This window comes from Lactobacillus sp. M0403, assembly GCF_016101265.1.
Classification (GTDB): domain Bacteria; phylum Bacillota; class Bacilli; order Lactobacillales; family Lactobacillaceae; genus Lactobacillus; species Lactobacillus apis.
This window is the reverse complement of sequence record NZ_JACFQV010000001.1, coordinates 97,327-109,202: the sequence shown is the minus strand read 5'-3', so window position 1 is coordinate 109,202 and position 11,876 is coordinate 97,327. Positions and strand designations below refer to the sequence as shown.

Here is an 11,876-nt window from a genome sequence, read left to right as displayed (position 1 = left end):
GAATTTGAAGTATGGTTTTTGCTAAATTGAAAGCAATTACAGCTTACAAGCTTTTTTGAATAACAAAAGATGATTTAACTTTCTTTTGATTTGATAAGGAGAAAAAATGAACAAAGTTACAGTAATAGGAAGTATTAACTTAGATACCAATTTACGTGTTGCGCAGATGGCTAAACCGGGTGAGACAATCCATGCCAAAGAGCACTATTCGGCAGCTGGTGGAAAAGGTGCCAACCAAGCAGTAGCTGCTGCGCGTTCTGGTTGTGCTGTTAGTTTTGTTGGTGCCGTTGGCGATGACGCACCGGGTAAGGAAATGCTTGCTTTATTAAAAAAGGAAAACATTAACCTTGATGGTGTTAAAGAAGTTGCTGATGAGTCAACAGGTCAAGCTTTTATTACGGTAGATGATTCTGGTCAAAACTCAATTACCATTTATTCTGGGGCTAACTATGCTTTTGACCAAGACGATATCAAGCAAAATAGTGATCTAATTGCTGCAAGTGACTTTGTTGTTGCGCAGTTTGAAACACCAATTGAGGCAACAATTCAAGGATTCAAAATTGCGCATCAGAATAATGCAAAAACAATCTTAAATCCAGCACCAGCAATTACTGAAATTCCAGCTGAATTATTGCAAGTGACGGATATTATTATCCCTAACGAAACCGAAGCTGCCACTATTACAGGAGTCGAAGTTGTTGATGAAAAAAGTGCTAAAAAGGCAGCGGACAAACTTCATGAATTAGGTGTCTCCGCCGTCATAATTACAATTGGTGATAAGGGTGCATTTTACGATTTTCAAGATAAACAAGGTCTGATTCCTGCATTCAAAGTAAAAGCAGTTGATACTACAGCAGCTGGTGATACCTTTATTGGTGCGATGACCAGCATCTTAAAACCAGATTTCTCTAATTTAAGTGACGCGATTACATTTGCTAACAAGGCTTCTTCTTTAACAGTTCAAGGTTATGGTGCACAGCCTTCAATACCAACTAAGGCAGAGGTTGAGCAGGTTAAGTAAACTTTCTCGATAAATTTAGGTGGTAAAAAGTTTAATTTGGGCTGAAGAAAAACTATAATTAGCTTTATAAAGATATATCGCAAAAAGCGATAATAATAAACTAAGAAAGGTTAAAAATTATGTCTACTAAAATTGGAATTATCGGTGATGGCCATGTCGGCTGCACGATTGCACATGAATTAATTATTTCGGGCTTAGTTGATGATTTGGTAATGATTGATGTCAACGAGGGCAAGGTTAATGCCGATGCAGTTGACTTTGAAGATGCTATGGCCAATTTGCCATATCACACAAATATAGTAGTTAATGATTATGATGCTCTTAAAGATGCAGAAGTTCTTATTAGTACACTAGGAAAGATTTCGCTTGAAACTAAGGGTGACCGTTTCCAAGAGCTTGAATACAATAAGAAGCAGTTGCAACCAATTACTGAGTCAATTAAAAAGAGTGGTTTTAACGGTATTTTGCTAGTAATTTCCAATCCAGTTGATGCAATTACCAACCTTTATCAACAATTAACAGGTTTACCTAAAGAACATGTTTTGGGAACAGGAACACTTTTGGATACAGCTAGAATGAAGAAAGTTGTAGCTGAAAAATTCAACGTTGATCCAAGATCAATCAGTGGTTTTGCATTGGGTGAGCACGGTAACTCTCAATTTACTGCTTGGTCAACCGTCAAAGTTTTGGAGCAACCAATTACCGAGCTGGCAAAATCAGCTTCGTGGAGTCTTGATGACCTTGAAGATGAAATTAAGACAGGTGGGCAAACGGTATTTATGGGTAAGCACTATACTAATTATGGTGTTTCCGCAGCTGCAGTCAGAATTGTACGTGCAATTTTAACTGATTCACATACTGAACTTCCGGTTTCAAGTTACCAAGAAAAATATGGCACTTATATGTCTTATCCAACAATTGTTGGACGTAACGGAATTGAAGCTAAAATTGAGTTAGCGTTAACTCCTGAAGAAGAAGAGTTACTAGAGCAATCAGCACAGGCAATTAAAGAAAAGTCACAAGCTTAAAATTAAGCTAATCAAAAGGCATCCCGTTAGGGGTGTCTTTTTTGCTCTCTGAAGTAACTGATTGATAAAAAATAATTAAAAATGAATGATGCAAATCTGTTGACAAAAAGTAAGCATAAGCATAGCATGTGAAGAATAACAGTTATTACAGAAAAGGAGTACAAACCATGTTTAAACTTGGTGTAAGTAAAACGCAATGTCAAAAAATCTGTTTTGTTAAAAACAATGTGGACAATCTTTTGGCATGCGGATTCTTAAAGTTAATAACTGCTTAATTAAAGAATCGACGTGCCGGCGCGGCTCGTGGTTTTTGTTATTGGAATTAGACAAGACCTATGAAGTCCATGTGGATAAATAGGTCTTTTTTATTTAGAAATGGGGATAGAAATGAACTGGCAAGTTATTAGTCACAGTTTACCAATCTTTGCCCAAGCTTTTAAGCTAACTTTATGGCTTTCGCTTGTTGGTATCTTAGGCTCGCTAATTGTTGGTGCGCTAAGCAGCCTGATACAGTATTTTAAAGTGCCAATTTTAAGTCAGCTATTTACAGCTTATGTTGAACTGGCAAGAAATACACCATTATTAATTCAATTATTTTTCCTGTATTATGCTTTTCCTGTTATTGGCTTGAAAATGTCTGCTACAACTTGTGGCATTATTGGACTGATTTTTCTGGGCGGTGCTTATATGGCAGAAGGTTTCACCGGTGGTTTTAGCGGTGTAAACCAGACTCAAATTGATAACGGTAAGGCGCTGGGGATGAATAATTTACAATTAGCGCGATATGTGGTTTTTCCACAAGGTTTTGCACTGAGTATGCCTGCACTAGCTGCTAACGTCATATTTTTGATTAAGGAAACTTCAATCTTTTCTGTAATTGCTATCCCAGAATTAACAAATACAGCACTTGATTTAATTGGTATGTATTACCGCTCTAATGAATACTTGTTTGTTCTCGTTGTTGCGTATGCAATCATCCTCATTCCAATTATTTTGCTCTTGAATTTGCTTGAAAGGAGAGTGCGCTATGGAACATTCGGTGATTAATGTCCTTTTTGCAGGAAACAATTTTGCCAGAATCATGCAGGGATTGTGGACATCTGTGTGGATTTCCGTTGATAGTCTAGCTGCTGGTTTAGTCCTGGGGACACTTTTGGGAATTCTAAGAACACTACCTAATAAGCCACTACGCTTTATTCTAAGGCTTTACCTTGAGTTCTTTAGAATTGTGCCAACAATTGTCCTGCTTTATTTGGTTTATTACATTTTGCCACGCAGTTTCAACATTAACTGGCCGGCTAGTTGGATGGCGATTCTCGCCTTTGCATTGTGGGTGGCCGCTGAATTTAGTGATATTGTCCGTGGAGCTATCGAATCAGTACCAGTAACGCAAAAAGAATCTGGTTTGGCATTAGGCTTAAGTAAAACGCAGCTTTTCCGCTATGTGTTATTACCACAGGCAGTTAAGTTGGAATTGCCTGCAACGATTAACCTCGCTACGCGGGTAATTAAAACAACTTCGCTCTTAATGATGATTAGTATTATGGATGTAATTGCAATTGGTCAACAAATTATTGAAGCTAATAACCAAAAATATCCGACTGCAGTTTTTTGGATTTATGGTCTGATTTTTATTTTGTACTTTATCATCGATTATCCATTGTCACTTTGGTCTAAAAAGTTGGCAGCTAAAGAGAATAGGTAAGAAAAATGACAGAAGAAATTTTACGAGTAGAAAATTTAAACAAGTTTTATGGTGATCGCCATATTTTACACGATATTAATTTTACGTTGCATCAAGGTGAGGTTCTAACTCTACTTGGTCCGTCGGGCTCAGGAAAAAGCACTTTAATCAGATGCCTTAATGGATTGGAAGATTTTAGTAGCGGTGCGGTTTATTTTAAAGGTGAAAAAATCAAGCCAACCGATAAAAATTGGCAAGAGATACGACAAAAAATCGGTATGGTCTTTCAAAGTTATGATTTATTTCCTAACTTAACTGTCATGGAAAACATTTTATTAGCTCCTACTAAGGTACAGAAGCGTGCAAAAGATCAGGTGGCTCAAGAAGCAGAAGGATTATTAAAAGACGTTGGGCTTGAGAAGTATGCGGATTCGTATCCTCGAGAATTGTCTGGGGGACAAAAGCAAAGAATCGCTATTGTGCGCGCCTTAATCATGCACCCAGAGGTAATGCTGTTTGATGAAGTAACTGCTTCACTTGATCCAGAAATGGTGCGCGGCATTTTGCAGATAATGACTAAGTTATCAAAAAAGCACCATATGACCATGATTATTGTGACGCATGAAATGGGCTTTGCGGAACAAATAGCGGACCAAGTCTTATTCCTAGAAGATGGGCATATTTTAGAGAATACGCCAGGAAAAACTTTCTTTGCCCAACCCAAAACTGAACGTGCACGCGACTTTTTAGAGAGTATGGATTTTTAAGGAGTTATAATGAAGAAAAACAAACTTAAAAAGCGTATAGCAATTTGGTCAGTTGTAATTGTTGTCTTATTAGTTACCTTTTTTGGCTTCAGGTCTTCATTAAATGACAGTACCGGGGGAAGCGACAGCAGTGTAGTCGCAATAAAAAAACGTGGCGTTTTGCGCGTAGCGGTTTTTGGCGATTTGCCACCATACGGTTGGGTAGATGAACATGGTAACCGGCGTGGCTATGACTTACGCTTGGCCCGCAGAATGGCCAAAGATCTTGGCGTAAAAGCAAAGTTTACACAGGTCAACGCAAACAATCGGGTTGACACACTGAATTCTGATAAAGCTGATATTGTTTTGGCCAACTTTACAGTGACACCAGAACGTAAGCAAGTGGCTGATTTTGCTAGACCCTATATGAAGGTATCGGTTGGTGTGATTTCACCCAAAAATGCACCAATTACTAATGAGCGTCAATTGAAAAACAAAACGGTTATTGTAAATAAGGGGACTACTGCTGAGAATTATTTTACTGAAAAAGGCGGAGTTCACCTGTTAAAATTTGATTCAAAAACACAACAGTTTAATGCAATTAAGAATAAACGAGCTGCTGCATTAGCGGATGACAATTCATATTTGTACGCGTGGGTTAAACGAAATCCAAGTTATACAGTTGGAATTAAAAACATTGGTCCTAATCAATACATTGCGCCGGCAGTTAAAAAGGGCAATAAATCTCTACTTGATTGGACTAACCAAGAAATCACTAAACTAACAAATCAAGGATTTTTTGTGACAGATTACAATAAAGAACTGAAGCCTTATTTTGGCAAGGAAGTAAAGCCGAGCGATATTGTTCTTAATTAATAAAAAGCTAGTTTAGTAATATATCTTGAAATTGACTCAAAAAAATGTTATTGTAATAAACGTTAATCGATTAATCTATGGCTTGAAAGAGAGTCATGGCAAAGGAGTAATAAACATGAAACAAGGCATTCACCCAGATTACCAAGAAGTTGTCTTTATGGATTCCGCAACAGGTGCAAAATTTGTTGCTGGTTCAACCTTAAAGTCAAAAGAAACAGTAGATTACGAAGGTAAGACTTACCCATTGATTCGAGTTGAAATTACTTCAGATTCTCACCCATTCTACACAGGCAAGCAAAAGTTTGCTCAAGCAGATGGACGAATCGAAAAGTTCAACAAGAAATATGGTGTCAACAAGTAATATCTTTAATCTGGTGGAAGCAGTCCCATTGGGGCTGCTTTTTTATGTAAGACGTAATTATTATGTTGTAACAATTATGCAGACATAATGTTGGGTTGAGCAAAATTTCTTTTAGGTAGGAGAGTATTAGATGAAAATGCAACTGGCAGAAATTGCCAAAGCAATTAATTCGACTTGTGAAGGTAACGACCAAACTGTTATTACTTCTGTTGCCTTCGACTCAAGAAAAATCTCTGAAGGCGGACTATTCGTGCCGCTAAAAGGCGAACGTGATGGCCATGATTTTATCAATAGTGCAATTAGTAATGGCGCTAGTGCAACTTTGTGGCAAAAAGACCGTCCTAATAAACCTGAAAACATTGCTGTTTTAGAGGTTGACGATCCACTTTTGAGTATGCAACAACTAGCGCAATATTACCTTAACAAGGTAAATCCTACAGTAGTAGCAATTACTGGTTCTAATGGTAAAACTACTACTAAAGATATGACTGCAGCGGTTTTAGCTAAGCGTTTTAATGTCCACAAGACTGACGCCAACTTCAACAATGAAATTGGTGTTCCAATGACTATTTTGGACATGAAACCTAATACAGAGATTTTAGTTCTGGAAATGGGAATGGATCATGCTGGTCAATTACACCAGTTGAGTGAACTAACCCATCCGGATGTAACTGTTATTACCATGATTGGTGAAGCACATATTGAATATTTAGGTTCGCGTGAAGGCATCGCTGATGCCAAAATGGAGATTACCGATTTCTTGCGTGAAGATGGCGAGCTTATCTATAATGGGGATGAACCACTTTTACGTGAGCGTGCTGAAAAGCTTGAGCAAGCTAAAATTACGTTTGGCTTTGACCAAACTGATAGCGTTTATGCAACTGGTTATCGTAGCTATAAGCATCATGCAACATTTACGGTCAATGACTCTGACAGCCAATTTACTATCCCAATGATTGGTAAACATAATGTTTCAAATGCTCTTTCGGCGCTATGCGTTGGTCGTCATTTTGGTGAAAGTGATGAAGAAATTGCTACCGCATTAGCAAGCTTTACCCCAACAGCTGATCGCATGGAATGGGAAAAAGGCGATGTGGGCGAAGACATCATGAGCGATGTCTATAACTCAAACCCGACAGCGGTTCGCGCAGTTATTTCCAGCTTTGGTCAAATTCAGGTCCCTGAAGGCAGTCGCAGAATTGCCGTTTTAGGTGATATGCTTGAATTAGGCGAAAGATCGGCTGCTTTACATGCTGGACTTGCTGATTGCCTTGATCCGCAAGTGATTAACGAAGTATATTTATTTGGTTCAGAAATGGAAAATTTAGCTGATGTTCTAAAGAACACATATGAGCCAGAGAATTTACATTATTATAAAGAAGATCAGATGCAGCGATTGATAGCTGATCTGAGAAATGATATTAAGCCGCACGACATTGTTGTTCTGAAGGGATCACATGGGATGCACCTTGAAAAAGTAGTAAAGCGGCTTAGATAAGGAGAACTTAGTGAAATTTTCAGAATTAGGATTAAATGACGAGCTTTTAAAAGCAATTAAACGTTCAGGCTTTGAAGAAGCAACGCCAATCCAGGAACAGACAATTCCTCTTGCCTTAGCGGGTAAAGACGTAATTGGTCAAGCGCAAACAGGTACAGGTAAAACTGCAGCATTTGCTTTGCCAATTTTACAAAATTTAGATAAACACAATAAAACTATTCAAGCGTTGATTATCGAACCAACACGTGAATTAGCTATTCAAACCCAGGAGGAGCTTTTCCGCTTGGGTCGTGATGAAAAAGCACGTGTTCAAGTAGTTTATGGTGGTGCAGACATTGGCCGCCAAATTCGCTCACTTAAGAACCATGTACCAGCAATTTTGGTTGGTACACCAGGTCGTTTACTTGACCACTTAAAGCGTAAGACAATCAACTTGGAAGGTGTCAACACAATTGTACTTGATGAAGCTGACGAAATGCTAGACATGGGCTTCATTCAAGATATTGAAAGCATTTTGAGTTATGTGAAGAATCGCAGTCAAACTTTGCTTTTCAGTGCCACAATGCCAAAACCAATTTTGCGCATTAGTGAGAAGTTCATGCATGATCCAGAGATTGTACGGATTAAGACAAAAGAATTAACTGCTGATTTAATTGATCAATACTACGTTCGTTGTAAGGACGCAGAAAAATTCAACATCATGTGTCGGTTAATTGACGTTGAAAGCCCAGATTTGGCGGTTATCTTTGTTCGAACTAAGAGAAGAGTTGACGAAGTTACTCGCGGTTTGCAAGCACGTGGCTATAATGCTGCCGGCATTCACGGTGACTTGTCACAAGCACGTCGAATCAGTGTCTTGAAGCGATTCCGTGCAGGAAAATTAGATATTTTAGTTGCTACCGATGTTGCAGCACGTGGGCTTGATATCTCAGGTGTTACTCACGTTTACAACTATGATATCCCTCAAGATCCAGATTCATATGTTCACCGTATTGGGCGTACAGGTCGTGCTGGTCAAAATGGTAGTTCAATTACTTTTGTTACTCCAAACGAACTTGGCTACATGCGCACAATTGAGCAATTAACTAAGAAAAAGATGACTCCACTTCGTCCACCTTCAGATGATCAAGCGCTTCGTGGTCAATTAAAGATCGCTAAGACTAAGATTGAAGACTTGATGAAGGAAGATTTGAGTAAGTACACTGATGACGCTAGTGAGTTACTTGAAAGCTATTCAGCCATCGACCTAGTTTCCGCATTTTTAAAGAACCTTTCAAAAGATTCTTCTGATGTTGAAGTAACTATTAGTTCCGAAAAGCCATTGCCATATAAAGGTGGTAACGGTGGTGGTCGCCGCAATGGTGGCGGCAGAGGCCGTGGACATTATGGTCGTGGCGGCGGTCGCGGTGGTAATAGCCGTGGCGGTCACGGTAATTATCGCGGTGGCGATCGTAATCACGGTGGTCATAGCAGTTACCGCGGTGGCCGTTCAAACCGCTCAGGTAGTGGTCATGATTTTGTAATTAAAAACAAAAAAGATTAACGTTTTTGCTAAAAAGAGGGTTGTGGTTAAGTGCAACTCTTTTTTTGTATTATAATTTTGGCTTAAGAGGTGAGCAAATTGATTTATGGTGTTGGTATTGATGCAGTAGAAGTAGAACGTGTAGCAAAAATAGTTGCCAAAGGTGATGGCTTTGCCAAAAAGGCATTAACACCAAATGAATTTGCCCAGTATCAAAAAATGTCTGGTAAGCGTAAGGTTGAATACTTAGGTGGTCGCTTTTCAATTAAGGAATCATTTTCCAAGGCAATGGGAACTGGTTTAGGAAAAGACCTTGGCTTACAAGATGTCGAAACACTTTGGGATGAAATTGGTCATCCGATAACAACTTCAACTAAGTTTGAAGGCAAAATTTGGTCAAGTATTACTCATGATAATCATGAAATAGTTACTTTAGTTGTATTGGAGAAATAAAAATGATACCTGGAATACATCGTCCAGCCGCAGTTTATGTCAATTTAGCAGCGATTAAGCACAATTTAAAAGAAGAACAACAGCAACTCAAACCGGGACAAAAACTATTTGCAGTAATCAAAGCTAATGCATACGGCCATGGAGCAGTTAAAGTGGCTCAAGCTGCAATTGAGGTTGGCGTTGACGGCTTTTGTGTGGCAATCTTAGATGAAGCGCTGGAATTGCGTCAGGCGGGCATTAAGGCTCCAATTTTAGTTCTGGGTGTCACACCTACGCAATACGTTTCACTGGCCGTTTCCCATGATATCTCTTTGACTGTTCCGGATTTAGCTTGGCTAAAAGAGGCCAATAAAGAACTTACAGATGAAGATGGTGAGCTGAAAATTCATCTTGCAGTTGATACAGGTATGGGACGCATTGGCTTTAGCGAAGATCAGGATTTTCTTGCAGCCAACGATTTTCTTTTGGACAATCATCACTTTAATGTCGAGGGAATGTATACCCATTTTGCATCAGCAGATAGTAGCGATGATTCGTATTTTACAAAGCAGGTTGAGTGCTTTAATCATTTTAAAGGCCTACTTAAGCTTAAACCTAAGTGGATTCACGCAGATAATACAGCTGCAAGTCAGTTCCACCAACAAGTTGAAAGTGATCTTGTTCGTTTTGGAATAGGAACCTATGGCCTGAATCCATCGTCTAATCCCGCAAGTCAAGATTTGCCTGTGCGTTTTAAGCTAGAACCAGCTTTATCTTTTGAAAGTGAATTAGTTCAGGTACATACGGTTCATAAAAACCAGGGCATCAGCTATGGCTCAACTTATGTTACCGATAGTGACCAAATTATTGGTACTGTTCCTGTCGGTTATGCCGACGGTTTTATTAGAAAGTTTCAGGGCTTTACGGTAAAAGTGGGAGATGAGTACTGTCCAATTGTTGGCCGGATTTGTATGGATCAGCTGATGGTACGTTTGCCGCATGAAATGCCAGTAGGAACAAAAGTAATTTTAATTTCAAATAATCCGCAAGCGCCTAATGACATTAAGGCTGCGGCTGATTACGTGGACACAATCCATTATGAGGTCGCTTGTTTACTTGATGACCGTTTACCTCGGATTTATTATGAAAAATAAAGGCACTAAAAAAGCACTGCAATTAAGTAGCAGTGCTTTTTATCTTGGTTAAAAATTAATCTTCAGTTGGTTCGCTTAAGAAGACACCAGGATTTTCATCACTCATGATGGTCATTCCGGCTTGTAAGTCTTCAATTTCTGCAACTACATATCCTTTGGCTTCAAGTTTGGCAACAATGGTCTTCATTGTGTCATCTGTTACACCAGCGGGTAGGGTGAAGAGAATTCGTCTAACAAAGTTATCATTAATTGTGTTTGGTGATGAATCCAAGCTCATAACACCAGCAATTTCTGAATATTTACTAATCACTTTTGACATTTTAACTAAATTACCACGAGAATTGTCGGTTAAAACAGTTAATACATAAGAACCAGTTTTAACATTCCAGGCAGCTGACAACATGTCGAGCAGACGAGAGTGTGTCAAGATACCATAGAACTTGTTGTCTTCGTCTAAGACACTGATGTAAGGTAAATCCTTAATCGTGAAGAAAACTTTGAAAAATGGCGAGTTAACTTTGATAGTTTTTGTAGCATTTTTCAGTAAGTAGGTAACTGGCAGGTTCATGTCCTTACCTTCAGACTTGTGACGATAAATATGCATGCGGTAAATATTACCGCGGAAGATTGTACCGGTATCATCTAAAATCGGTACACACCGAAAACCAGACTCCTCTAAAGTCTTTAGTGCTTCTTCAAGCGTTGCGTGTTCGTTAACTGTTGTAAGATAATCTTTTTTTCTAACTAAAGATTTGATGAGCATGAAACTGCCTCCGTTTTTAAAAATAATCTAATCAATTATACCATATGATTTTTGATTAAATAAAAATTAAAATAGTTTTTTCGAATAAATAGAGTTTAGCACGTGTGAGCTAAATAAAAAAGTAATTTTGTTCACTGAAACTAAAGTGTAATAGTCTGAGAGAAACTGAGTAGGGTTGAATGTGCTATCATTAAATACGATTATTTAATTAAGGGGAAATATGATGAAACTAATTGCGGGTCTGGGAAATCCAGGTAAAAAGTATGACGGAACTAAGCACAATACAGGTTTTATGGCACTTGATCAGTATTTAGCTAAAAATTCTTTGGTTCTTGAACGGGAAAAGTTTGAGGGTAAGTATACTAAACAAAAAATTAAAGGTGAAGACGTAATTTTGCTTGAGCCACAAACATATATGAATGATTCTGGGCGCTCTATTGCGCAATTTGCGCACTTCTTTAAGATTGACCCACAAGACATTTTAGTCATTCATGATGATATGGATATGCCGTTAAGTAAAATCCGCATTCGTGCAAATGGTAAGTCAGGCGGTCATAATGGTATTAAGAGTATTATCCGTGACTTGGGTTCAAGTAATTTTAACCGGTTAAAAATAGGTATTAGACATCCCGACAACGTGACAGAATCTAGTGTTATTTCATGGGTTTTATCGCAATTTGACAGCCAGCAACAGAAATTAATGGATGCTGCATTCGATACTAGCTGCGAAATAATCGACGATTTTATTGCTGGCAAGGGCAGTCAATTTTTGATGAATAAATATAATTAAA

The 11,876-nt window shown here is 38.5% G+C and carries 13 protein-coding genes; 12 read left to right on the top strand and 1 reads right to left on the bottom strand.

What is annotated here, in order from left to right:
• Nucleotides 1–106 precede the first annotated feature (106 nt).
• The 11 genes from rbsK (at nt 107) to alr (ending at nt 10,322) form a co-directional block, all read left to right on the top strand.
• A complete protein-coding gene (gene rbsK, locus H3T48_RS00455) occupies nt 107–1,021 on the top strand; it encodes a ribokinase (RefSeq protein WP_198187674.1) in 915 nt (304 codons plus the stop codon).
• Nucleotides 1,022–1,140: 119 nt separating this feature from the next.
• The gene (locus H3T48_RS00450) at nt 1,141–2,049 is read left to right on the top strand and encodes an L-lactate dehydrogenase (RefSeq protein ID WP_198187672.1); all 909 of its coding nucleotides are present in this window, start codon (nt 1,141–1,143) and stop codon (nt 2,047–2,049) included.
• Nucleotides 2,050–2,436: 387 nt separating this feature from the next.
• On the top strand, nt 2,437–3,096 hold the full coding sequence (locus tag H3T48_RS00445) for an amino acid ABC transporter permease (RefSeq protein ID WP_109715778.1): 660 nt from the start codon (nt 2,437–2,439) through the stop codon (nt 3,094–3,096).
• A complete protein-coding gene (locus H3T48_RS00440; protein WP_122035837.1) occupies nt 3,077–3,754 on the top strand; it encodes an amino acid ABC transporter permease in 678 nt (225 codons plus the stop codon). Before H3T48_RS00445 ends, H3T48_RS00440 begins: the two co-directional genes overlap by 20 nt.
• 5 nt (nt 3,755–3,759) lie before the next feature.
• Nucleotides 3,760–4,500 (top strand): amino acid ABC transporter ATP-binding protein, encoded by a 741-nt coding sequence (locus H3T48_RS00435; RefSeq protein WP_198187670.1) that lies wholly within the window; start codon nt 3,760–3,762, stop codon nt 4,498–4,500.
• Between the two features lie 9 nt (nt 4,501–4,509).
• A complete protein-coding gene (locus tag H3T48_RS00430; protein WP_198187668.1) occupies nt 4,510–5,355 on the top strand; it encodes a transporter substrate-binding domain-containing protein in 846 nt (281 codons plus the stop codon).
• A gap of 115 nt (nt 5,356–5,470) precedes the next feature.
• A complete protein-coding gene (locus H3T48_RS00425) occupies nt 5,471–5,716 on the top strand; it encodes a type B 50S ribosomal protein L31 (protein ID WP_046307648.1) in 246 nt (81 codons plus the stop codon).
• A 130-nt stretch (nt 5,717–5,846) separates the two neighbouring features.
• On the top strand, nt 5,847–7,214 hold the full coding sequence (gene murF / locus H3T48_RS00420) for a UDP-N-acetylmuramoyl-tripeptide--D-alanyl-D-alanine ligase (RefSeq protein ID WP_187158419.1): 1,368 nt from the start codon (nt 5,847–5,849) through the stop codon (nt 7,212–7,214).
• Between the two features lie 10 nt (nt 7,215–7,224).
• Nucleotides 7,225–8,757: a DEAD/DEAH box helicase gene (locus tag H3T48_RS00415; protein WP_198187666.1), complete on the top strand. Its 1,533-nt coding sequence runs from the start codon at nt 7,225–7,227 to the stop codon at nt 8,755–8,757.
• Nucleotides 8,758–8,835: 78 nt separating this feature from the next.
• Nucleotides 8,836–9,189 carry a holo-ACP synthase gene (gene acpS, locus H3T48_RS00410; RefSeq protein WP_074425773.1) on the top strand — a complete coding sequence of 118 codons (354 nt, stop codon included), beginning with the start codon at nt 8,836–8,838 and terminating at the stop codon, nt 9,187–9,189.
• Between the two features lie 2 nt (nt 9,190–9,191).
• Nucleotides 9,192–10,322, top strand: a complete 1,131-nt coding sequence (gene alr / locus H3T48_RS00405) for an alanine racemase (protein ID WP_198187664.1) — start codon at nt 9,192–9,194, stop codon at nt 10,320–10,322.
• Nucleotides 10,323–10,377: 55 nt separating this feature from the next.
• Here alr and cbpA read toward each other — a convergent pair whose 3' ends face one another.
• Entirely contained in the window at nt 10,378–11,085 is a 708-nt protein-coding gene (cbpA, locus tag H3T48_RS00400; protein ID WP_046307639.1) for a cyclic di-AMP binding protein CbpA, read from the bottom strand.
• 223 nt (nt 11,086–11,308) lie between these two features.
• Between cbpA and pth the strand changes: the two genes are divergently transcribed.
• The gene (gene pth, locus H3T48_RS00395) at nt 11,309–11,875 is read left to right on the top strand and encodes an aminoacyl-tRNA hydrolase (protein ID WP_046307637.1); all 567 of its coding nucleotides are present in this window, start codon (nt 11,309–11,311) and stop codon (nt 11,873–11,875) included.
• The last annotated feature ends 1 nt before the right edge of the window (nt 11,876 follow it).

Bases quoted from the DNA above. Each gene is read 5' to 3' on its own strand.
- H3T48_RS00425 (WP_046307648.1), top strand. From the start codon at position 5,471: ATGAAACAAGGCATTCACCCAGATTACCAAGAAGTTGTCTTTATGGAT.
- H3T48_RS00430 (WP_198187668.1), top strand. From the start codon at position 4,510: ATGAAGAAAAACAAACTTAAAAAGCGTATAGCAATTTGGTCAGTTGTA.
- cbpA (WP_046307639.1), bottom strand. From the start codon at position 11,085: ATGCTCATCAAATCTTTAGTTAGAAAAAAAGATTATCTTACAACAGTT.
- alr (WP_198187664.1), top strand. From the start codon at position 9,192: ATGATACCTGGAATACATCGTCCAGCCGCAGTTTATGTCAATTTAGCA.
- H3T48_RS00445 (WP_109715778.1), top strand. From the start codon at position 2,437: ATGAACTGGCAAGTTATTAGTCACAGTTTACCAATCTTTGCCCAAGCT.
- rbsK (WP_198187674.1), top strand. From the start codon at position 107: ATGAACAAAGTTACAGTAATAGGAAGTATTAACTTAGATACCAATTTA.
- H3T48_RS00450 (WP_198187672.1), top strand. From the start codon at position 1,141: ATGTCTACTAAAATTGGAATTATCGGTGATGGCCATGTCGGCTGCACG.
- H3T48_RS00435 (WP_198187670.1), top strand. From the start codon at position 3,760: ATGACAGAAGAAATTTTACGAGTAGAAAATTTAAACAAGTTTTATGGT.
- murF (WP_187158419.1), top strand. From the start codon at position 5,847: ATGAAAATGCAACTGGCAGAAATTGCCAAAGCAATTAATTCGACTTGT.
- H3T48_RS00440 (WP_122035837.1), top strand. From the start codon at position 3,077: ATGGAACATTCGGTGATTAATGTCCTTTTTGCAGGAAACAATTTTGCC.
- pth (WP_046307637.1), top strand. From the start codon at position 11,309: ATGAAACTAATTGCGGGTCTGGGAAATCCAGGTAAAAAGTATGACGGA.